This is a genomic window from Streptomyces canarius, from assembly GCF_014650735.1.
Lineage (GTDB): Bacteria > Actinomycetota > Actinomycetes > Streptomycetales > Streptomycetaceae > Streptomyces > Streptomyces olivaceoviridis.
This window is the reverse complement of record NZ_BMVN01000003.1, coordinates 91,744-113,270: the sequence shown is the minus strand read 5'-3', so window position 1 is coordinate 113,270 and position 21,527 is coordinate 91,744. Positions and strand designations below refer to the sequence as shown.

The 21,527-nt window shown below is 72.2% G+C and carries 22 protein-coding genes; 8 read left to right on the top strand and 14 right to left on the bottom strand.

What is annotated here, in order from left to right; all coding sequences use genetic code 11:
• The first annotated feature begins 3 nt into the window (after positions 1 to 3).
• Complete coding sequence (locus tag IE294_RS05185) at positions 4 to 1,107, top strand: Gfo/Idh/MocA family oxidoreductase (RefSeq protein WP_189882706.1); 1,104 nt, start codon at positions 4 to 6, stop codon at positions 1,105 to 1,107.
• A gap of 66 nt (positions 1,108 to 1,173) precedes the next feature.
• On the opposite strand, the gene IE294_RS05180 is transcribed toward IE294_RS05185, so the two are convergent.
• The 10 genes from IE294_RS05180 to IE294_RS05135 form a co-directional block, all read right to left on the bottom strand.
• Complete coding sequence (locus IE294_RS05180) at positions 1,174 to 1,938, bottom strand: thioesterase II family protein (RefSeq protein WP_189882704.1); 765 nt, start codon at positions 1,936 to 1,938, stop codon at positions 1,174 to 1,176.
• A 1-nt stretch (position 1,939) separates the two neighbouring features.
• Positions 1,940 to 2,707: a 4'-phosphopantetheinyl transferase family protein gene (locus tag IE294_RS05175; protein WP_189882702.1), complete on the bottom strand. Its 768-nt coding sequence runs from the start codon at positions 2,705 to 2,707 to the stop codon at positions 1,940 to 1,942.
• Positions 2,704 to 3,105, bottom strand: a complete 402-nt coding sequence (locus IE294_RS05170; RefSeq protein WP_189882700.1) for an acyl carrier protein — start codon at positions 3,103 to 3,105, stop codon at positions 2,704 to 2,706. Before IE294_RS05170 ends, IE294_RS05175 begins: the two co-directional genes overlap by 4 nt.
• Positions 3,106 to 3,202: 97 nt before the next feature.
• Positions 3,203 to 4,234, bottom strand: a complete 1,032-nt coding sequence (locus IE294_RS05165; protein WP_189882698.1) for an AvrD family protein — start codon at positions 4,232 to 4,234, stop codon at positions 3,203 to 3,205.
• Between the two features lie 3 nt (positions 4,235 to 4,237).
• A complete protein-coding gene (locus IE294_RS05160; RefSeq protein WP_189882695.1) occupies positions 4,238 to 4,519 on the bottom strand; it encodes a phosphopantetheine-binding protein in 282 nt (93 codons plus the stop codon).
• Entirely contained in the window at positions 4,513 to 5,292 is a 780-nt protein-coding gene (locus IE294_RS05155; protein WP_189882693.1) for an SDR family NAD(P)-dependent oxidoreductase, read from the bottom strand. Before IE294_RS05155 ends, IE294_RS05160 begins: the two co-directional genes overlap by 7 nt.
• Positions 5,289 to 6,635, bottom strand: a complete 1,347-nt coding sequence (locus tag IE294_RS05150; RefSeq protein WP_189882692.1) for a class I adenylate-forming enzyme family protein — start codon at positions 6,633 to 6,635, stop codon at positions 5,289 to 5,291. Before IE294_RS05150 ends, IE294_RS05155 begins: the two co-directional genes overlap by 4 nt.
• Complete coding sequence (locus tag IE294_RS05145; RefSeq protein ID WP_189882690.1) at positions 6,632 to 7,429, bottom strand: HAD family hydrolase; 798 nt, start codon at positions 7,427 to 7,429, stop codon at positions 6,632 to 6,634. The genes IE294_RS05150 and IE294_RS05145 overlap by 4 nt, the downstream gene beginning before the upstream one ends.
• A gap of 433 nt (positions 7,430 to 7,862) precedes the next feature.
• Positions 7,863 to 8,717, bottom strand: coding sequence for an MBL fold metallo-hydrolase (locus IE294_RS05140; RefSeq protein ID WP_189882688.1), 855 nt, complete (start codon positions 8,715 to 8,717; stop codon positions 7,863 to 7,865).
• A 78-nt stretch (positions 8,718 to 8,795) separates the two neighbouring features.
• Complete coding sequence (locus tag IE294_RS05135) at positions 8,796 to 10,241, bottom strand: MFS transporter (RefSeq protein WP_189882686.1); 1,446 nt, start codon at positions 10,239 to 10,241, stop codon at positions 8,796 to 8,798.
• Positions 10,242 to 10,486: 245 nt separating this feature from the next.
• Between IE294_RS05135 and IE294_RS05130 the strand changes: the two genes are divergently transcribed.
• Positions 10,487 to 10,909, top strand: a complete 423-nt coding sequence (locus tag IE294_RS05130; protein WP_189882684.1) for a MarR family winged helix-turn-helix transcriptional regulator — start codon at positions 10,487 to 10,489, stop codon at positions 10,907 to 10,909.
• Positions 10,910 to 10,966: 57 nt separating this feature from the next.
• On the opposite strand, the gene IE294_RS05125 is transcribed toward IE294_RS05130, so the two are convergent.
• On the bottom strand, positions 10,967 to 11,935 hold the full coding sequence (locus IE294_RS05125) for a helix-turn-helix domain-containing protein (RefSeq protein WP_229917021.1): 969 nt from the start codon (positions 11,933 to 11,935) through the stop codon (positions 10,967 to 10,969).
• A 291-nt stretch (positions 11,936 to 12,226) separates the two neighbouring features.
• On the opposite strand from IE294_RS05125, the gene IE294_RS05120 reads away from it, so the two are divergent.
• Positions 12,227 to 12,856: a TetR family transcriptional regulator gene (locus IE294_RS05120; RefSeq protein ID WP_189882682.1), complete on the top strand. Its 630-nt coding sequence runs from the start codon at positions 12,227 to 12,229 to the stop codon at positions 12,854 to 12,856.
• Positions 12,857 to 13,197: 341 nt separating this feature from the next.
• Here the strand turns inward: IE294_RS05120 and IE294_RS05115 are convergent, their stop codons facing one another.
• The 3 genes from IE294_RS05115 to IE294_RS05105 all read right to left on the bottom strand — a co-directional run bounded on the left by IE294_RS05115 (position 13,198) and on the right by IE294_RS05105 (position 15,584).
• Complete coding sequence (locus IE294_RS05115; protein ID WP_189883334.1) at positions 13,198 to 13,950, bottom strand: SDR family NAD(P)-dependent oxidoreductase; 753 nt, start codon at positions 13,948 to 13,950, stop codon at positions 13,198 to 13,200.
• 75 nt (positions 13,951 to 14,025) lie between these two features.
• On the bottom strand, positions 14,026 to 14,946 hold the full coding sequence (locus IE294_RS05110; RefSeq protein ID WP_189882680.1) for an NAD(P)H-binding protein: 921 nt from the start codon (positions 14,944 to 14,946) through the stop codon (positions 14,026 to 14,028).
• The gene (locus IE294_RS05105) at positions 14,943 to 15,584 is read right to left on the bottom strand and encodes a ScbR family autoregulator-binding transcription factor (RefSeq protein WP_229917020.1); all 642 of its coding nucleotides are present in this window, start codon (positions 15,582 to 15,584) and stop codon (positions 14,943 to 14,945) included. Before IE294_RS05105 ends, IE294_RS05110 begins: the two co-directional genes overlap by 4 nt.
• A 131-nt stretch (positions 15,585 to 15,715) precedes the next feature.
• Between IE294_RS05105 and IE294_RS05100 the strand changes: the two genes are divergently transcribed.
• The 5 genes from IE294_RS05100 (at position 15,716) to IE294_RS05080 (ending at position 21,525) form a co-directional block, all read left to right on the top strand.
• On the top strand, positions 15,716 to 16,729 hold the full coding sequence (locus tag IE294_RS05100) for a ScbA/BarX family gamma-butyrolactone biosynthesis protein (protein ID WP_189882678.1): 1,014 nt from the start codon (positions 15,716 to 15,718) through the stop codon (positions 16,727 to 16,729).
• Positions 16,730 to 16,974: 245 nt separating this feature from the next.
• The gene (locus tag IE294_RS05095; protein WP_014672609.1) at positions 16,975 to 17,679 is read left to right on the top strand and encodes an AAA family ATPase; all 705 of its coding nucleotides are present in this window, start codon (positions 16,975 to 16,977) and stop codon (positions 17,677 to 17,679) included.
• 91 nt (positions 17,680 to 17,770) lie between these two features.
• A complete protein-coding gene (locus IE294_RS05090; protein ID WP_189882676.1) occupies positions 17,771 to 18,370 on the top strand; it encodes an ATP/GTP-binding protein in 600 nt (199 codons plus the stop codon).
• A 117-nt stretch (positions 18,371 to 18,487) separates the two neighbouring features.
• Positions 18,488 to 19,642 (top strand): LLM class flavin-dependent oxidoreductase, encoded by a 1,155-nt coding sequence (locus tag IE294_RS05085; protein ID WP_189882675.1) that lies wholly within the window; start codon positions 18,488 to 18,490, stop codon positions 19,640 to 19,642.
• 245 nt (positions 19,643 to 19,887) lie between these two features.
• Positions 19,888 to 21,525, top strand: a complete 1,638-nt coding sequence (locus IE294_RS05080; protein WP_189882673.1) for an ABC transporter substrate-binding protein — start codon at positions 19,888 to 19,890, stop codon at positions 21,523 to 21,525.
• Positions 21,526 to 21,527: the final 2 nt, after the last annotated feature.

Below are 21,527 nucleotides of genomic sequence, written 5' to 3'. Positions count from 1 at the left end.
TTCATGACACAGAGCACCGGTTCCCCCCGGCCCCTCGGAGTCGGCATCGTCGGTCTCAGCGCCGACGGCGGCTGGGGTGCCCGCGGGCACCTGCCCGCGCTCGCCGCGGTGGAAGGATTCGAGCTGCGCGGTCTGACGGCGTCCTCGCCCGAGGCCGCGCGGCGCTCGGCCGAGAAGTACGGGGTGCCGCTGGCCTTCACCGACGTCGCCGAGCTGGCCGCCCACGACGACATCGACCTCGTCGTGGTCTCGGTCAAGGTGCCCCGGCACCGCGAGCTGATCGAGCCCGCGCTGGAGGCGGGCACGATGGTGCTGAGCGAGTGGCCGCTGGCCGTCGGGCCCGAGGAGGCGGAAGCGCTGGCCGCGCTCGCCGAGCGGCGCGGGGTGCGCACCGCGGTGGGCCTCCAGTCCCGTTCCGCCCCGGCCGTGCGGTACCTGCGGGACCTGGTGGCCCAGGGGTACGTGGGCGAGGTGCTGTCCACCACCCTGGTGGGCTCCGGCGGCGGCTGGGGGCCGGTGGTGGCCTCCCGCGGCGCGTACACGGCCGACCGGGCCAACGGGGCCACGCTGATGACGATCCCGTTCGGGCACACCCTGGACGCGCTGACGATGTGCCTGTCGGGCTTCGCCGGGCTCACGGCCACCACGGCCACGCGCCGCGGCAAGGTGCGGGTCGCGGAGACCGGGGAGTCGCTGCCGCAGACCGCGGAGGACCAGATCGCCGTGTCCGGTGTGCTGGAGAGCGGCGCGGTCGCCTCGCTGCACTACCGGGGCGGTTCCAGCCGGTCCACCAACCTGCTGTGGGAGATCAACGGCACCGAGGGCGACCTGGTGGTCACCGGGGACACCGGGCACCTCCAGTTCGGCCAGTTCACCCTGCGGGGCGCCCGTGGCGACGAGGAGCTGTCCGTGCTGCCCGTCCCCGACGCGTACGAGCTCGTGCCCGGGGTGAGCGGTCCGGCGTCGCCGGTCGCGCACGCCTACGCCCAGTTGCGCGCCGACATCGAGGAGGGCACCCGGACCGTGCCCGACTTCCGGCACGCGGTCGAGCACCACAGGCTCCTGGACCGGATCGCGCGCGCCGCCGAGACGGGCGTCCGTCAGTAGCGGCACCGCGCACAGGGAAGTCCCCCGGACCGTCCGGTCCGGGGGACCTCGCCGTGCGCCGGGGGGTCAGGGTGCCGCGCGGTCGCCGGCGAGCAGCGTCCGGCAGGCTCCGACCAGGCGCGCGGAGACGTCCTCGGCGTGGTCGAAGAGGTAGAAGTGCCCGCCGGGCCAGAGGTGACAGCCCATCGGCCGCCGGGTGTAGGCCGACCAGCGGCGGAGCAGGTGCGGGGGCGCCAGCGGGTCGTCCGCCCCGCCGAACACCGACAGGGCCGTCCGCAGCGGCGGGCCGTCGACGTACGCGTAGCTTCCGGCCACCTCCAGGTCCTGGCGCAGGGTCCGTGCCACGAGTTCGGCGAGGGCCGTGCGGTGGTCGGTGCCGGCGGGTGTGCCGCCCAGGCCGTGCAGGTACCGGAGCACGCGGTGGGCCGGCCAGCCGGCCGGGGCGGCGGCGCGGGCGCCGGCCTCGCCCGTGGGCGGCGGGACGGCCGACACCCCGAGCCAGCAGGGCCCGAGGGCCTCGGCCTCCAGCCGCCGTACCAGCTCGAACGCCAGCAGGGCCCCCATGCTGTGGCCGAAGACGGCGTAGGGGCCGGTGAGTTCGGGACGCAGCGCGTCGCACAGATGGTCCACGGCCTCGCCGGCGGTACGGCACCGGGAGCGGGCGCGGTCGAGCAGCCGGCCCGGCAGGTCCGCGCCGAGCACCCGCCACCGGCGCGGCAGATGGGGCAGGAGCGGCGCGAACCCCCGGGCGGAGCCGCCCGCGTGGTGCAGCAGCACCAGGGTGAAGGGCGGCTCGTGGCCGGACGGGGTGGTGACGTCGTAGACGGGCATCTCAGGCGACCAGCTCTCCGAGGAAGGTGTCCTGCTTGCCCAGGGGCATGGGTTTCTCCTTGTACAGGCAGTCCATGGGGAGCCAGTGCACCCGCAGCCGGGCGCCCGGGGGCTGGTCGCGGAGTGCGGCGGCGGCCGTGTGGCGGGGGCCGCAGGGCACGTCGTGGAGGGTCCACCGGGCGGGGTGCCGGCCGCTGTCGGCGCCGAGGTAGTCGGCGGACAGGTCCCGGGCGAGCCCGGTGCCGATGCCCTTGAGATAGGCCTCCTTGCGCGTCCACAGCTGCCCGAAGGCGACGGCGCCGACGCCGTCGGGGCGGGCGAGCAGCTCGCTCCGCTCGTCGGGGTGCAGCGCGGGGGTGCACACCCGGACGGTGTCACGGGAGGGGATCTTCTCGACGTCCACGCCGATGGGCACGGTGGACACACCGATGAGGGCCATGCCGGCGCTGTGGGACAGCGAGAAGTGCAGCGGGGACCGGGGGGCTTCGAGTACGGGCCTGCCGTGCGGTTCCCCGCAGCAGGGGCAGGGCGCCCGGCCGAAGCGCAGTTGTCGCGGTCCGGTGTCCAGGTAGGCGCCGAGCAGCCGGCGCAGCGCGATGTGCACCGACGAGTACAGGAGGCGGCCGGCCTCGCGGCGGCAGCTGCCCGCCCGCTGCCGTTCGGCCTCGTCGAGTTCGGTCAGGTCGAGTTCGCCGGTGCAGGTGCCGAGCCGGGGCTGGCGCAGCAGCCACAGGTCGGCGTCGCCCGCGGCGGGGAGGGACAGTTTCACGCTGACGGGGCTCCTGCCGTGGTCGCGCCGAGCAGGTCCACGAGACGCAGGGTCAGCACGTGGGTGTTCTCGGCTCGCAGGATCGTGGGGAGGTCCGGCGCGACGCCGAGGGCCGCCCGGATCCGCCGTCGCAGCTCCAGGCCGCTCATGGAGCCGACGCCGAGGTCGGTCATGGTCTGGTGCCGGTCGACCGTCGCTGCCGGGCAGTGCAGGACGCGGCCGATCTCCTGGCACAGGTAGTCGCCGATCAGGCGCTCCTGCCGGGCGGGGCTCGCGGCTGCCAGTTCGGTGCGGGTGGGCGGGGTCACGTCGGCCGGGAGGGCGTCGTCGTCGGGTGCGCCGGACTCGTCCGGGTCGCCGGGGGCGGTCCGGAACCAGTCGAGCAGTGTCTGATCCACTGTGCCGCAGCCTCCGTTTCGGGGTGTGGGTGAGCGGTGCGCCGCCGCGTCCGGGACGGACACGGCGGCGCATCCGGGGGGTCGGTGGCGCTGCGCGTCAGGCCGCGGTGGCGGCTGCCTGCGCGGGCAGTTCGTGGGCGAAGCCGCAGCGCAGCCGGACGCCGGCCAGGCCCGCCTTGATCTCGACGCTGCGCCAGATGCCGCCGCGCAGGGGCAGCAGCCGCTTGCCGGTGAGGGCGGCCTCGGCGACGGCCGGCGTGTCCGGTCCGCCGGGCACCGGGGAGCCGTCCCGCGGTGCCTCCAGGACCGTCTGCATCATCCACAGGGTGTTGCTCTCGGCCCGGCTGATCGAGTCCAGCTCGTACATCAGGACCTGGACGAGCTGGAGGTTGACCACGAAGGCGTCGATGAGGGAGACGGACGGCTGGGTGTCGCCCTCGATGCCCTCCCGGCCGGCGTCCGGCTCCGGCGCGAAGTGCACGTCGGCCCGGGCGGCGAGGGCGTCCAGGTCGACGCGGACGTCACGGATGAAGTGCCGCCGGTTCTTGAAGCCCTCGCCCCAGAAGCGTTCCGTGCCGGGGCCGAGCGCCTTCTCCAGGCTCTCGTGGCGTGCCTCCTCCACGGTGCGGGTGGCGATGTCGTGCTCGATCTCGCACCGCACGCGCAGATTGCCCACGGTGCAGTCGTGCACGGACAGGTGCCGGGCGGACCCGGGGAGCTCCTCGGTCCGCACCAGGCGGGCCGCGAGCGGAATGTCCGTCAGCTCCTCCTGGGGCGCGCCGCCGGCCCGCAGGACGACCTTGCGCAGCCGCATCCGGGTGCGGGCCGCGCCGTCGAGTCCGTAGCCGTGGGCGAGGTGGAGTTCGGCGAGCTGGACGCCGAGGACGAGCGCGTCGACGGTGCTCAGGTGGGGCCGCAGATCGGTGCCGTCCTTCTTGCGGGACCAGTCGGCGGGATAGGTGACGTCCACCGTGGCGCGCACGCCCGCGTCGGGTGCGTCGGCCGGGGTGACGACGACGTCCCTGACCCGGTATCCGGCGCGCTGGTAGCCACGGGAGAAGAAGCGGGTCTCGCTCGGGCCGAGGTAGTCGTCGATGGACGGGAGCGACAGCTGCTGGCCGGTTCCCACGACTCACACCCCCGCCGAGGCGGCGCGTATCGCCTCTTCGTAGACGTCGATCAGCTCGCCGACGGTGCGGACGTCGGTGATGGAGCGGTCCTCACCGAACGGGTCGACGCCGAGTTCGGCCTCCAGCTGGAGCAGCAGCTGGGCCAGCAGCAGGGAGTTGAGGCCGGCCGTCAGCAGCGGGTCGTCCAGGGAGTAGCCGGCGCCGCCCTCCTCGTCGAGCAGGACGCTGTCGATCTCGCGCTGGACGGCTGCCCTGATGCCGGACGTCCGCGTGTTGTTCAGCATGTGATGCCTCCATCGATGACAAGGGTGTGTCCGGTGATGAACCGGGCCTCGGGCGAGGCGAGGAAGAGGACCGCCTCGGCGATCTCGTCCACGGTTCCCAGGCGGCCCAGCGGGGTGCGGTGCTGGATCTTCTCGCGGTTGCGCGAGGTGACGTCCGCGGTCATGTCGCTGTCGAAGAAGCCGGGCGTGACGGTGTTGACCCGGATGCCCAGGGGGCCGAGTTCACGGGCCAGGGCGCGGCCGAGCCCTTCGAGGCCGGCCTTGGCCGCGGCGTACACGGCGACGCCCCGGTAGCCGCGGATGGCGTTGATGGACGAGACGTTGACGATGGTGCCGCCGCCGGTGCGCGTCATGACGCGGGCGCAGGCCTGGGCCAGGTGCATCGGCGCCAGGAGGTTCGCGCCGACGAGGTCGTTCATCCGGGCGGGGGCGCCGGTCAGGAAGAGCTCCTGGTGGAGCACGCCCGCGTTGTTGACCAGCAGGTCGATCCGGCCGAAGCGCCGTGCGCTGTCGCGGGCGAACTCCCGCAGCCCGGCGAAGTCCGTCAGGTCGGCGGCTGCCCAGTGGAAGGACTCCGGGTGCTTGCCGGCCATCGCCTCGGTGAACTCGTTGGGTCTCCGGCTGAAGGTGGCCACGCGCCGGCCGTCGGCGAGGAGCCGTTCGACCAGGACCCGGCCCAGTCCCCGGCTGCCGCCGCTGACGACGGCGACGGGCGCGCCGGGGGCGCCGGGCCCGTCGGGCGCGGGCCCGGCGGGGTGGGCGGCCGGGTTCACGCCGCGCTCCGGATCTTCTTGAAGCGGTCGGAGTGCTGGTCGTCGTCGGTGACCTCGACCAGCAGCGGCACCTTGTAGGCCTCCAGCCGCCGGGCGCAGTACGTGCGGACGCGGCGGGCCACCTCCCGGGGGTCGGCCGGCTCGGTGAGCTTCACCCTGGCCTGCACCACCTGGCCGGTGATGTGGCTGTGCCGGCCGGAGACCGTGGCGTCGGCGATGATGTCCATCTCCAGCAGGACGTTCTCGACCTCGCTGGGGTAGACCTTCTCCCCTGCCACGTTGATGATCTCGGACTTGCGGCCGAGGATGCGGACGTAGTCGCCGTCGGTCTCCACCGCGTCCTGGGTGTTGAAGTACCCCTCCTCGTCGAAGGGCGCGGGCGCGTTCAGGTAGCCGAGCATGGCCATGTCAGAGCGGATCCACAGGATGCCGTCGCGGATCCGGTAGTCGAAGCCTTCTCCGCCGAGCTTGACCCAGAGGCTGTCGTTGTCGCGGGACCGGGTGGACAGGATGCCCAGCTCGGACAGGCCGTAGGTCTGCTTCAGACGGACGCCCGGCAGCGTGGCGTCGAGCCGCTGGAGCACGCCGAGCGGCATGGGCTCGGTGCCGTAGGTGATCAGTTGCAGGGTGCTGAGGTCGTGGCGCGTGTAGGCGCGCGAGATGAGCAGCATGTTGAGGAACGTGGGCGTGGTGGGCAGCACCTGGATCCGGTGGGCGGCGATCGCGGCGCACACCGTGTCGGGGGTGCGGTCGTCGATGGTGACGAGCGCTCCGCCCTGGCTGAGCGTGTGCAGCAGGGTGTTGATGCCGCCGATGTGGTCCAGGTTCAGAAAGCCGAGGGTCCGCTTGGGCCTGCGGGCCTCGCCGTACTTGCCCAGCACCTTGGCGAAGTCCAGGACCGTCGCCTTGCTGCGGCCGGTGGTGCCGGAACTGAACAGCACCAGGCCGGGGGTCCGCGCCGCGCGCAGCCGGCCGTACAGGTCGTGGCCGGCCGTGCGGCCGGTGGCCTCGAACCGGTGCCGGCCGCCGAGGGCGTCGACGGTGATGACGGCTTCCACCTCGGCGATGTCCAGGAACTCGGACCGCTTGGCCGGGGGCAGCCGGGTCAGGGGTACGACGACGGTGCCGCGGTCGATCAGGGCGAGCAGCCCGGCGCAGGCCTCGACGCTGCTGGCGCCCTCCAGGGCGACCACCTGTCCGGGCCGCACCTGCCGCGCGTCGAGGAAGGTCTTCCACTGGTCGGTCAGTTCCAGCAACTGGGCGTAGCTGTGGCTCCGGCCGTCGAAGACGATCGCGTCGGCGTCACCGAAGCTGTGCATCCGTTCGAAGAACCAGGCAGTCATGCGGTCTCCGGCATCTCGTAGCGGGTGGGTGAGGTGGGGGCGAAGGACGAGTGAGAGGAGTGGAAGGCCGGGCGGGTACGGGCGGCGGCACCGGGGCCGGTCCGCGGCAGCGGCAGCGCGGGCGGGGGGAGGGTGCCGGGCAGCAGGGGCCACCCGTGGGCGCGCGCCGAGGTGCGCAGCCGCTCGTCGCCGCCGACGACCACGGCGGAGCCGACGGCCTTGAACATCGGCAGGTCAAAGACGTGGTCGCCGTACGCGACGCAGTCGTCCGGGGCGGCACCGCGCCGGGCGAGGACGGTCCGGACGGCCTCGGCCTTGGCGGCGCCGATCATCGGCGGCCCCTTGAGGTCACCGGTGTGGCGCCCGTGGACGATCTCCGGCTCGGTGCACCAGACTTCCTCGACGCCCAGGTCGGCGGCGATCGGCCGGAGCGGCGCCGGGAACGACCCGGACACCAGGACGACGTGGTCGCCCCGCTCCTGATGGCGGCGCAGCGCGGCCAGGGCCGGCTCGTGGTAGTAGCCGCCGGTGGACAGCTCGGCCGCGAACCACGCGTCCGCCACACCGGCGAGGACGGCGGCGTCCACACCCTGAAGACCGCTGAAGTAGGCCCGGTTGGTGGCCTCCCTCGGACAGCCGATCGCGGCCATGGCCTTCAGCTCGCGGCGCCGCTCCTCGTACACGCGCGGCGGGTGGCCCATGGCGGCGAGGTAGAAGGCGAGGAGACGGAACATGCTGCCGGACGTGGTCAGGGTGCCGTCCACGTCGAAGAAGGCGACTCGCGTGCGGTTCATGGGTCGGTACGCTCCTGAGGTCTGGGGGCGAATGGGCCGGCCGCGCGCCGAAATCTCCTCCACCCGATTTCCGGGGCTCCGCTCACATTTCCTTTGACGGGCCGGGTGTCCCCGGCCGGAGGGAATGCGGCCGACGGGCGGAAGAAGACGCCGTGGGCCGTTCCGGCCTGCTGCCGGGCGCGTCGGCCAGGGGTCCGCCGGTTCCATGAGCACCGCCCCGGGCGATGTTCCGGCGCATGTCAGGAATCATTTCACCGGCGGCCTCCCGGCCCCAGACTTCAATGTCACCGGCTTCCCCGACGCCATCACCGAAGATGCTGCCGCCCGCACCAACACGTTCGTCCCGCGGCACTTCACCACCGGCAGAACACGGAAAAGCGGGCCCGGCACGGGAATTCCCCCGTGCCGGGCCCGCCTTTCGGGCCGGAACGCGTTATGCGGTTTCTTCGGACAGCGGCTCCCAGCGCGTCCCGCCCTCGCCGTGCACGACGCGTCCGAGCTGTCCCCGCGCGAAGTGGTTGGCGAAGGCCAGGGTGTCCGGGCGCGTCAGCTCGGCCAGCATCTCCCGCCGCGTGCGCACCGCCTGCTCGGGCAGGGCGTCCATCGACACCCGCCAGTCGGGGCGGGCGAGTTGGGCGGGGCTGTGGAAGACGTCCCCGAACGCGATCACCCGCCGCCCGCCGGCCGAGACGACGTACGCCGTGTGGCCGCGCGTGTGTCCGGGGGCGGGCCATGCGGTGACGCCGGGGAAGATCTCCTGCCCCGGGGTCACCGGGAGACCGACGGTCTTCGGGGGTGCCGGCCAGTCGGCCCATTCGTCCGCGGAGGCCAGCAGCGTGGCCCGCGTGAACGGGGAGGGTCGGTCCGGGCCGGGCCGGAGCGCCCATCCGATGTGGTCGTCGTGCAGGTGCGTGAAGGCGACGGCCTCGATGTCGGCGGGGTCGCGGCCGGCCTGGGCGAGGGCGTCGGGGAGCCGTCCGCCGTGGAGGGCGCCGATGGTGTCGATGGTGTCCTCGGCCGGGATGTCGTGCGGCCCGAACCCGGCGTCGAGGAGCAGGGCCCGGCCGTCGTGCTCCACGAGCAGGCTCGCCACGGACGTCCCGAGGTAGCCCTGGTCGTCCAGGAGGCCGGCGTGGTCGCCCGCCCAGTCGCGGTCCGTCGAGTCGGGCAGCCAGCGCCGCGGGTGCAGTTGCACCGCGCCGTCGGGGACGACCGTGACGGTGTGGTCGCCCAGGCGCAGCGAACTCAGCGCGGCGGGTGAGGAGTTGAGCCCGGTGGGGAACGGCATGGTGATCCTTCGGTGGGTGACGTCTGCGGGGCCGCCCGGGGAGGCCGGAACCGGTGTCCGGCCTCCCCGGACGGACCGTCAGACCGCCTCGTTGGCCCGGACGGGGGTCTCGGCCGGTACCGGCGTCTCCTTGACGGCCGCGGCCGGCTTCGGCAGGGCCAGTGCCAGGCCGACGGTGAGCAGGATCAACACGGCCGAGGTGAAGGTGGCCGCCTGGAGCCCGTCGGACAGCTCGGCCGGGGCCGGGTCGGAGCCGCTGACCGCGTTGGAGACGGCGACCAGCACGGCCAGACCCACGGCGGCACCGACCTGCTGGCCGCTGGTGGCCAGGCCGGACGCCAGGCCCTGGAGCTTCTCCTCGACCCCCGTGGTCGCCGCGGAGAACATGGCGGTCCAGATGACGCCCTGCGCGATGCTGAAGATCACGATGCCGGGGACCATCTGCGCGTACGTCGAGCCGTTGCCGAGGAAGGCGGCGAAGACGGCCGTACCGACGGCGCCGACGAGCAGGCCGATGACCAGGGTGCTGCGCACGCCGATCGCGGTGGACATCCTGCCGCCGATCACGGTGCCGACCAGGATGCAGGCGCACGGCAGGATGAAGGCCAGACCGGTGGCCAGGGCGCTCCAGCCGCGCACGGTCTGGAGCGCGAGCGTGATGAAGTACGCGCTCGCCCCGAAGGTCGCCATGAACGCGAACGTGATCATGGAGCCGAGGCGCAGGCTGCGGAAGGAGAACACCCGCAGCGGCACCAGCGGGTCGGCGGTGCGCGACTCGATGACGACGAAGCCGACGATCAGCGCCGCCGCGGCGACGAAGCTGACCAGGGTGACGGGCGCGGCCCAGCCGATCTCCGGCCCCTGCACCAGACCGAAGACCAGCAGCAGGGCACCGCCGGTGACGGTGATGCCGCCGGGCAGGTCGAAGCCCTGACGGCGCTCGGTCGGCTGGTCGGCGGGGATCGCCTGGAGTCCGAGCAGGGCGACGCCCAGGGCGAGGGGGACGTTGACGAAGAACACCGCGGCCCAGCCGAACGCCTGCGTCAGCACACCGCCCAGCAGCGAGCCGACCACCATGCCGCTGCTGCCGGTGGCACCCCACACGCCCAGGGCGCGGTTGCGCTCGGGGCCCTCCTCGAAGTTGCTGGTGAGCAGGGACAGGGTGGCCGGCGCGAGGAAGGCGCCGCCGATGCCCTGCACCGCTCGGGCGGCGACCAGGACCCAGGGGTCCGAGGCCAGTCCTCCGAGCACGGAGGCGAGCGCGTAGAGCGCCAGGCCGGTCAGGAACATCCGGCGCCGGCCGAGCAGGTCGGACATGCGACCGCCGAGCAGCAGGAAGCCGCCGAACGCGACGGCGTACGCGCCGATCACCCACTGGAGCTGCTGGTCCGAGAAGCCCACGCCGGAACCGATGTCCGGAAGGGCGACGAACACGATGCTGTAGTCCAGGGCGATGATCAGCTGGGCCAGCGCCAGGGCCGCCAGGATGAGCCCTTTGTGACGCGCGGAACCAGACGAAGTCATGGCTCTGTGTACCTCTCTGAATAGAGCGGAAGGCAGGGAAGGGACGGGCCGGACCGGACGGCACATCCGTCCGGCGGGCCACCGAGCCAGCGATACTTCTAGCTCGGATACTACTAGCTCGAACTATCCGAGTCCGAAGCTAGGGCTTGGTGGGGAACTTCCGCAAGGGAAGATCTAGTTCGAATGTTTTCAACTCGCACGATCCGACCGGCCCGGTGTCCGAAGCCGCCGGGTACGATGGCGCCATGGCGCACTCGAACACACCCGGCCGGCTCGCAGACGGCGACGTGTGCAGCCTGGTCAACGCCCTGTCACAGGCGATCGAACGGCACACCCGGCAGGTCTCCGACCGGTTCGGCCTCACCTCGGCGCAGGCGGTCGCGCTGCGCGAGCTGCCCGAGCCGCGGACCCTGCGCGAGCTGGCCCGGCGGATGCACTGCGAGGCGTCGAACGCGACGTTCGTCGCGGACCGGCTGGAGGCCATGGGCCTGCTGGAGCGCCGGCCGCACCCGACCGACCGGCGCGCCAAGCTGCTGCACCTGACGCCCGAGGGGGCCGCGCTGCGCAGGAAGGTCGTCAGGCAACTCCAGGTCGACTCGCCGATCGGGCGGCTCACCGACGAGGAACAGACGACCCTGCGCGACCTGCTGGCCCGGGCGGCCGACTGAGCGACCCCGCACCGGTCCCGGGCGGGCGCCGCCGGCGGCAGCCGCCCGGGCGGCCGGTCAGGCAGGCACCGTCGACACGGTGAGGGCCGGCGACACCTCCCGGATCCAGTCGCCGATCCGTTCGGCGTCATCGCCCGAGTGCGGCCGGAGCAGGATCAGCTGACGACCGGGGCGACAGGACAGGTCGAGACAGACCTGGTGCAGGGACACCTGTCCCAGCCCCGGATGGCGCACCACCTGGGTGATGCCCGAGCCGTCGCTGATGCGGTGCTGGTCCCACAGGTCGGCGAAGAACGGGCTGCGTTCGCGCAGGCGGCCCACGAGCGAGGCGAGCCGGGGATCGCCGAGGAACTCACCGCTCCGCGTGCGGAACCGGGCCACCGCGTCGGCCGCGTCCCGCTCCCACAGGGGGAACCGGCTCCGGGCGCCCTGGTCGAGGAAGAGCATCTCCAAGTAGTTCGCGTGTCCCCCTTCGACGCCCAGCAGACGCTCGGCGGCGGTGTTGGCGGCCGTGATGTCCCAGTAGCGGTCGAGGAAGTACGCCGGGCCGGGCAGGAAGCCGTCGACGATCTCGGCGCCGAGCAGATCGTCGTCCTCCACGCCGGCCCGGGGGCGGCGCGGCGCGGTGTAGCCGGCCAGCCGCATCACATACAGACACTGCGCCTCGTCCAGCCGCAGAACACCGGCGATGGCCGCGAGGATCTCCGGGGAGACGTTCTTGGCCCTCCCCTGCTCGATCCACGCGTACCAGGACGCCCCGATACCCGCCAGCATGGCCACCTCCTCGCGGCGCAGACCGCTCAGCCGGCGGGATCCGCCGCCCGGCAGTCCGACCTGCTCCGGAGTGACCTCCGCACGCCGGGCCGCCAGGAAGCTGCCGAGTTCGGCGAACCTCAGGTCGGCCGGCTTGGCCGCCGCCGGCGCCTGGACGGCGTCCCGCCGCGGGGCGGGTACCGCCTCCCGGCGCTTGCGGCGGATCACTGACAACGCGACGCCGGCTGCCGGAGATCCAGTACCAGTCATCATGGTGCCCCTCCTCCGTGTACAACGTTCGCGCCCCCCGTCTCGGTGCGCTCACAACATAATAGGGACCGTTATTTTTTCAGAGGTATGAAGAGAGTAATATTTTTTATTTTTGCGCACCCTTGACCATCGATCAGGGGAGTCGGACCCGCTCGGTTCGCGCCACCGTGCTGACCTCGGGGTTGCGGGCGGACGCACGACGCATAAAGATAACGAGCGCTATCATTGTTCGACTGGTGTGCGGGTCTCCGCAGCCGCGGGAACAGCCCACCGAACGTGCGGAGGCCAGGGAGCATGGTCAGTCAGGAGCGGGCCGAGCGGACGCGAGGGCGTCTGCTGGAGGCCGCCGCCAGGGAGTTCTCCCTCCAGGGGTACAGCGGTACGTCGCTCCAGCGCGTCAGCAGGTCCGCGGGCGTCACCATGGGCGCCCTGACCTTCCACTTCCCCACCAAGCCGGCCCTGGCGGAAGCCGTGCACGCCCAGGGGTCCGAGATCACCCGCGAGGCGGTGGCCCGCACCGGCGCGCAGCCCGCGGAGGAGCCCGACCACCCGCTCCTGCAACGGGTCATCCGCATCGCGCACGCCGTGGCGGCCCTGCTGTGCGAGGAGCCGACCGTGCGGGCCGCCGGCCGGCTGACCCGGGAACGGGTGCCCGGGCCCGCGGACTGGACCGACTCCTGGCTGCCCGACGTACGCGGTCTGCTGGGCCAGGCGAGCCGGGAGAAGGAGCTGCGCACCGGCGTCGACCCCGAGATCGTGGCACTGCTCCTGCGGTACCTGGTCCTGGGCGTGCTGGACTCCCCCCAGCCCGCCGAGGACTGCGCCTCCCACCTGTCCCGGCTGAACGCGGTCTGGGCCGTCCTGCTGACCGGCCTGGTCGGCACCGCGGTGGACACGGCATCGGCGGAGGACGCGGCGGGCTGAACGACCCCGGCAGGCGCCCCGGACAGGATGCCGCCACGCCCACCCGCCGACCCGGTCGGCCGTCATGTCCGGGGACCGGCGCGGGCTGGGGGTGGCGGCGGGCCGAGTGTCCTGGTGGGCGGTGGCGACGGGGTCATCCGATCGGAGCCGGCCGGCCCGCCGCGCACGGCGCCGCCACGGACCCCGCCCGCCACAGCCATCACCCGGCACCCGCACCCCGGCCACCCGCCCAGCGCCACCACCGTTCGGACGACCCGCCGCGCACGACGGTCCGCCCGTCGACTGCCGCTCGGTGGGGACCCGTCGCAAGCCACCCGTGGGACGGGCCGGGGCCGGGCCCGTCAGACCGCGCTGCACCCTCCGTCCACCGGGACGGCCGCGCCGGTGACGAAGGACGACTGGTCGCTCAGGAGCCAGGCGGCGGCTCGGGCGATCTCCAGGGGGTCGGCCATGCGCCGCTGGATGGCCCGGGAGACGCCCGCGGTCTCCACCTCGGGGTGCCGCTCGATCACCGCCTCCATCAGTTCCGTCCGCGTGGTGCCGACGACCAGGGCGTTGATCCGGATGCCCTGGTCGCCGTACTCGGCCGCCGCCGCCCTCGTCAGACCGATCAGCGCGTGCTTGGCGGCGACGTACGGGGCCGCGGCCCCGGTGGCGAACTGCCCGGCCGTGCTGGAGGTGTTGAGGATGGTGCCGCCCTGGTGGGCCAGCATCGCCGGGATCTGGTAGCGCATGCAGTTCCACCCGCCGCGCACGTTGACGTCCATGATCTGGTCGTAGACGTCGTCGGTCAGCTCGTGCAGCCGCACGCCCGCCGTCCCCCAGCCGGCGTTGTTGAACGCCGCGTCCAGGGAACCGAACGAGGCGACGGCGGTGTCGACGACGCGGCGCACGTCCTGCGCCGATGTGACGTCCCCCGGGCACGGCAGCGCCCGGCCCCCCTCCGCACCGATCTCCGCCGCCAGCTTCTCCAGCTTCTCCTCGCGCCGCGCCATGAGGACGACCGCCGCCCCCTGCGCCGCGAGATGGCGGGCCGTCGCGGCGCCGATGCCGCTGGACGCCCCCGTGATCATGACCGTCTTGCCCGTGAACACGTTGTTCCCCTCCCCGTTGTTTCCGGACAACCGGTTCGGTCCCCGCCGAACCGGCCCCTCCCTGTCATGCCCGAGTCAGATGAACTCCCGGACGTGATCGGTGGCCCATTCCCCGAAGGTCCGCGGTCGCCCTCCGAGCAGCCGCGCCAGCGTGCCGTCGTCGCACGCGCCGGCCGCTCCCCCGGCCCGCCGCCGTGCGCCGGACACCAGCGCCTCGGCGATCCGCTCGCCGTAGCGGCGGCTCCAGCCGGCGCGGGCCTCCTCCTCCGCGACCTCCTCGAACACCAGGCGCCTGCCGAGGACTTCGGCGAGGACACCGGTCTGCTCGCGCGGCGACAGCGCCTCCGGGCCCGCCAACGCGTAGGTTCGGCCGGCATGCTGAGGGACCGTCAGCGCGGCCACCGCCGCCACGGCGACGTCCCTCGGGTCGACACAGGCCGTGCGTGCCGCCCCGCCGAAGGCCCGTACGACGCCCCGGTCACGGATGGACGGCGCCCAGGCGAGCGCGTTCGACATCGGCGTGCGGATGCGCAGTACGGTCCAGGACAGCCCGCCGGCGCGCAGCAGTTCCTCGCTCCGCCGGTTCCAGCGGGCGACCAGGTCGTCGGCGCCCGGGTCGGCGACACCGCACCAGGAGAGCTTCACGACGTGCCGCACCCCGCCGGCGCGGGCGGCGGCCAGGACGCGCTCGTCGTCCTCCGGGCGCAGCGGGTTCGCCGTGACCACGAAGACGGCGTCGGCGCCGTCGAGCGCGCGGCGCAGCGACTCCGGGTCCGTGTAGTCGCCCCGGACGGCCGGGCCGGGCAGTCCGAGCGCCGCGGCCTTGCCCGGGTCCCGTACGAACAGGCTGTGCCGTGTTCCCGCGCGCTCCGCGAGCAGCCGTGCCACATGACGTCCGACGGCTCCGGTGGCACCGGTGACGACGATCCCCGGGCCGGCGGTCCCGGTGGCGGGTCCGCCGGTGCGCGACGGGGCGGGCGCACCGGGCGTCGTCACGCGGACTTCCCGCGCGCCTCGTCGAGTCGCATGCGGTTCAGCGCGCTAGGGGTGGCGATGGTGGGCAGCAGCACGTTCCACATCTCCGTCACTCGCTGGGGCAGGTCGCGGCGACCGCTCTCCAGGTGGGCATGCATCTGTGCGCCGGTGCACGCGTTGACGACCAGGCGTGCCACCGCGTTCACGTCGACGTTGGCGCGAACTTCACGCTCCTTCTGGGCGAGGGCCAGGTCCTGCGCCATCACCTCGGTCCACTGCTGGTGCGAGTTCTCCTCCGGACCGATGAACAAGTCCTGCTCCATGACGAGGCGAGCTCCGGCCAGCAGGAAGGGATCGTCAAGCAGCTTGTGAGCCCATGTCAAGGTGATATCGATGGCGTGCTGGAGGCCGCGGGACTCGTACGGCGGCGTCACGCGGTCCGGCTGGCTGCGCACGATCTCCCGGGCCAGGGCCTCCTTGTTCTCGAAGTGGAAGTACATCGCCCCGAGCGTCAGACCGGCCCGCTGCGTGATCTTGGTGACGCTCGCGCCGGCGAACCCGCACTCCGCGAACACTTCGGCGGCGGCGCGCGCGACGAGCGCGCGGGTGCGCACCGCACGCTCCTGCTTGACCTCCCGTTTGCCCGTGAGTTCAGCCATCGACCAGCCCTCCGAAGTCACCCTCGACAAAAAAAAGAACTATCTCTATCTTACGACGTGGCTCCGGCCGGCACCACGCTGTCACCCACCTTTGCGCATCCTCGCGCCGACACCTTGTTCGGGGGACTCTGATGGCTACGCCCACCAGGCAGAGAATCGTCTCATCCCGCTCCTCTGCCTCCGATGTCAAGCAGTACGCAGGCAAGGTCGACCTCACCGAAGCACTGGTCACCGACTGGCACCCGGTGACCGATCGCACCCACGCGGTGACCGTCGAATGGCCCGCGCACCACCCCTTCTACACCACCACCCCGCAGCGGCACGGTCTGCTGTTCTTCATCGAGAGCGTCCGCCAGGCCCTGGCCGTGGCGAGCCATCTCGGACTCGGCGTGCCCCAGGGCTACCGCATGGGCTGGGAGAGGCTGACCTGCACGGCCTCGCCCGAGGCCCTGGCCACCGGCCCGGACCCGTCCGTCGTCCAGCTGACGATCACCCACGACGACGTCGTGCGGCGCAAGTCGGGCGTGTGCCGGCTCACCGCCCGGGTGCAGGCCACCCGGAACGGACTGCCGCTCGGCACCGCCCACATCGGCTACACCGCCTATCCGCCGGCCCTCTACGACCGACTGCGCGGCGCTCGCGCCGACGCCCAGGCGGCCTTCGCCCGCGCCCTGCCGCCGGGGCCCGCCGTCGAACCCGCGCTGGTGGGCCGTACCGACGCCCGCGACGTGACGCTCGCCCCGGACACGTCTGCCGGCCCGGACACCGCCGCCGGTCCGGGCGGCGCCCCGCGCCGGTGGGCCCTGCGGAGCGACACCGGTCACCGCATCCTCTTCGACCACCCCCACGACCACATACCCGGCATGGTCCTGCTGGAGGCCGTGATCCAGGCCGCCCACGCCGACGCGGCCCCGCGGGCGGCCGTCCCGGTGGAACTCGACACCGTCTTCCACCGCTACGTCGAGTTCGACCTGCCGTGCGCCATCGTCACGGACGACACCGGGACGGACGAGCCCGGCCGGCGGTGCCGAAGGATCAGCGGCGTCCAGGACGGGCAGACCGCCTTCACCACGCTGATCACCAGCATCGTCCCGGACCCGGCACCGCTCCCCCGCGCCCGGCGGGCCGGGACGGTCGCCGGCTGAACCCCGGCACAGCGCACCCGTACCCGGGAAGCCGCGGTGGCTCCACGCCACCGCGGCTTCCCCCGTTTTTTCACGGCTCCGCTCCGCGCCACAGCCGGCCCGGCTGCTTGTTGGTGACAGCAATCGTGTGTGTGGTGATGGGCTCGCCGACGCTGTTGAATTTGGAGTCTGGGTCATTCCGGCGGCTGTTGCCATGATTCTTCTGTCCCGCTCAGCCCGACCCGAATTCCCACGAGGAGACAGAGATGAATCTGTCCATTTCCGGTACCTATTCCGTCGGCAAAACGCTCACCAGCATGGCGCTCGCACACCTCACCGGCATTCCGCGCACCTCGGCCCCCACCATGCGCGAGCTGCTCCCCATATCGCTCCCCGGCAAGACCCTGGAGGAGTGCAACGGCGCCGAGCTGATCATGCTGATCACCCGGCGGATCCAGGGCCGGGCGGTCGCCGAGAGCCACCTGCCGAACGGATTCATCTCGGACGGGTCCGCCCTGCACGAGTGGTCCTACGCGACCGTGCGCGTCAAGGTCGGCATCAACCCGAACGAGTCGGTGGACCTGGACAACGTCGAGATGACCGACGAGGTCCGGTTCTACGCCGAGGTGATGAAGCAGATCGCCATTCCGGCGAAGCAGCACACCAAGCAGTCGTACGACGCATTCGTGCACCTGCCCATCGAATTCCCCATCGTCGAGGACGGCCACCGCCCGGTGAACGAGCGCTTCCGGCAGCTCGCGGAGGAACTCCTGCTGAAGACGCTGGAGGAACTGGAAATCCCGGTGCACGTGGTCGGCGGGACCATTCCGGAGCGGCTGGCCAAGATCGTCGACATCTTCGGGTTCACGCCCGTCATGAGCATCGAAGAGGCCATCGACCGGGCCGAGGACGAGTACTCCAAGATCGACACCCGCAACGAGCTGGAGCGGCTGGCCGACGTCGCCGCGTAAGCCGGACCGCAGAGCGCATCGAAGAACGCATCGCAGAGCGCATGCGAAGAACGCGTCGCAGAGCGCATCGCAGAAGAAGGAGAGAGACCACGTGAGAATCGCATTCGTCGGCGCCTACGGAAACGGCAAGACGACCCTCACCACCGAACTGTCCGAGCGGCTCGGTCTGGAGCGGGTCCACGGCAGCGCCATGCGCGACCCGGCCGGCGGCACCCCCAAGGCGCTGGAGGAGACCAACGAGCCCGAGCTGATCCAGCTCGCGGTGCGCCGCTTCACGGAGCGCGCCGTGGACGAGGCCCGGCTCCAGGACGGTTTCCTCTCGGACGGCTCGGTGCTGCACGAGTGGGTCTACAGCAAGGTGCGGCTCGCCGTGGGCCGTTACCCCGAGCCGTCGGTCACCCTCGCCGACGTGCACGCCTCGACCGGCCCCTACGAGGAGGTCGTGGACCAGCTCGCCCTGCTGGGCAAGGAGCACGCCACGGCGAACTACGACGTCGTCATCCACTGCCCGGTGGAGTTCCCGCTGCCGCAGGGCGTCGACCCGATCAGCGAGCGCTTCCGCACCCTGTCCGACGAACTGATGCTGGAGATCGTCAAGACGCTCGACGTCCCGCTGCACATCGTCACGGGAAGTCTTGAGGAGCGGATCGAGCAGGTCCTCAAGATCGCCGGCCTGCCGCAGACCGCGTAGCGGACCCGAGCGCCAGCAGGCCCACCGCCGGCGTCGTCCAGCTCCGTCCACCTCCGGGCGACGCCCTCATTCCCCCCTCCCCCCTTGGCTGCCCCCGTTCACGGCAAGGAGAGCACCGTGCACAGCGGAATCGGAGTGTTCCTTTCCCCCCTCCACGCCCCGGGTCAGGACCCCCACCTGACCATTCGGCGTGACCTCCAGCTCGTCGAGCACCTCGACGAGCTGAACTACGACGAGTGCTGGTTCGGCGAGCACCACTCCCTGGCCTGGCCGACGATCGGCGCCCCCGAGACGATCATCGCTGCCGCCGCCGAGCGGACCCGGCAGATCAAGCTGGCCAACGGCGTCGTGCCGCTGCCCTTCCACCACCCGTACAACGTCGCGACCCGTGCCCTGATGCTCGACCACCTCACCCGGGGCCGTTACATCCTCGGCGTCGGCCCCGGCGCCACCCCGAACGACTCGCACCAGTTCGGCGTGGCGCAGGACGACCTCAAGCGCATGGCGAGCGAGGCGATCCCCGTCGTCCGGGAACTGGTCAACGGCGAGGAGAGGGTGAGCGCCAAGACCGACTGGTTCGTGCTCCAGGACGCCAAGATGCAGCTGCCCCGCTACAGCAAGCCGGGCATCGAGATGGCCATCTCCAGCATCGGCACCCCCAACAGCCCCAAGGCGGCCGGGCAGTTCGGCCTGAGCCTGGTGTCCTGGGGCGCCCCGCCGCCCGGACTGCCGGCCGTGGACCTGGCCCAGCAGTGGCGCTACGCCGAGGAGTCCGCCGAGGAGCACGGCAACACCATGGACCGGGCCACGTGGCGCGTCGTCGTGCCGCTGTACATCGCCGAGACCCGCGAGCAGGCCTACCAGGACGTGCGGCAGGGCTTCTCCGAGTGGCTGTGGGGCTACTGGGGCAAGGCCGCCGGCTTCGACGTCGCCGCCGGCATGGAGGGCGTCAAGTCCTCGCAGGTGCTGGAGGCGGGGGTCGAGCAGGGCCTGGCGATCGTCGGCTCCCCCGAGGACGCCGTCGCCGCGATCGAGCGGCTCCAGGAGCAGACCGGCGGCTTCGGCACGTTCCTCGTCTACGCCATGAACTGGGCGTCCTTCGAGAAGACGAAGCAGAGCTACGCGCTGCTGGCCGAGCAGGTGGCCCCGCGCTTCTCGGGCTCCACCGCACGCGGTGACGAGTCCATCCAGTGGAGCGTCGACAACCGCCACGTCTTCCCCCACACCGAGGCCCGCCGCGCCCGGGAGGCCCGGGAGGCGCAGACGGTCTGACCGCCGAGCCGCTCCCCCACCCACCGCAGACCGACAGCCCCGTGGACGGGCGCTGTCGGTCTGCCGCGTCGTACCCCCAGGGCGCCGCGGACCCCCCAGGGGTGCGACCTCTGGCGCATCCGCCATTCGTGTGCGCCGTCTTGACCGCCCCCGGGGGCCCTCCTATGGTCGCGCTACCGACCGGACGTAGGACGTAGGACGTCGTACCTCACCTCCCACCCCTCCCCTCACCCGCTGGAGGACCCGTGCGCGACGACGACGTGAACCCCGGCGTACCGGCACCGCCGCGCCGGCAGTTCCTGAAGTACTCGGGCGCGCTCGGCGCGACCGCCGCCCTGTCCCCCGCCCTGGCCGCCTGTTCCGCCGGTCCGGAGTCGACGAACGACACCGGAGGCGGCGGCAGCGGCAAGGACCGGACGCTGACCGCCGTGATCGGGTACGGCAACGACGGCAGCTGGGACCCGACGCAGACCGCGTCGGCGTTCGCGATGGCCGCCAACAACCACGTCTACGAGGGGCTGCTGGACACGGACCCGATCACCCGGGAGCCGTATCCGGCACTGGCCACCGCGATCCCCGCCGACCCGTCGGCCACCACCTGGCGGTTCCCGCTCCGCTCCGGCGCCACCTTCCACGACGGCAAGCCCGTCACCGTAGACGACGTCGTGTTCGTCTTCGACCGGATACTCGATCCGGACACCCAGACGCTCGCCAAGGGGTTCTTCGCCCCCTGGCTGGACTCCGTGCGGAAGGCCGACGCCCGGACCGTCGAACTCGTCCTCAAGTTCCCCTTCCCGGACGGTCTGTCCCGGCTCACCCTCGCCAAGATCATGCCCCGGCACGTCTTCTCCCGGCCCGGCGCCTGGGACGACGCGATCAAGGGGCTGGCCGTGGGCTCGGGGCCGTACCGGCAGACCGCGCACCACCCGAAGTCGAACACCACCTTCGAGGCGTTCGCCGCCTACAACGGTCCCCGCAGGCCCGCGTTCCGGAAGATGAACTGGCTGACCATCGTGGACGCGGCACCACGCGTCGCGAAGATCTCCGGGACCGGCGCCGGCGCGCAGATCGCCGACAACATCCCCTACGCCAACATCCCCCGGCTGGAGCAGGGCGGGCTGAAGGTCGCCGGCGGTGCCGGGATGAACAACCTCTTCCTGATGTTCAACACCCGGCACGAGCCCTTCGACGACGTCCGCGTCCGCCAGGCGCTGCACTACGCCATCGACACCGAGAAGATGGTGCGGGTCGCTCTGAAGGGCCACGGCAGGCCCGCGTCCTCGTTCCTCAACGAGGACAATCCCGGCTACCGCCGGGCCAGGACCGTCTACGACCACGACCCCGACAAGGCCAAGGCCCTGCTGAGGGCCGCCGGGGTCACCGACCTCACGGTCGAGATCCTCGCCGTCAACGTCAGCTGGATCGTGGACTGCCTGCCGACCATCAAGTCCTCCTGGGACGCGATCGGCGTGCGGACCACCCTGGCGCCGCAGGAGACCACGGCCGTCTTCACCAAGATGGACCAGAAGCAGGACTACCAGGTGGTCGCGGCGGCCTCCAACCCGAACCAGTTCGGGCGCGACGCCGACCTGATCATGCACTACAACTACGGGCCCGAGAACCTGTGGATGCGGTACACGCGGTGGGCCGGCCACCCCGTCGCCCAGCGGCTGTTCAAGGACATGGACCGGGCGACCCGCGAGCCGGACCCCGCGAGGAAGAAGGCGATGATCCAGGACTACATCGACGTCGTCGCCGAGCAGGCCGTGCTCTACCCGGTCGTCCACAACGAGCTGATGACCGCCTGGGACCCGCGCGAGCTCAGCGGGATACGGGCCCAGCCGTACCCGGGGATCAACGTGCTCCAGGCCAAGTGGAGCTGACG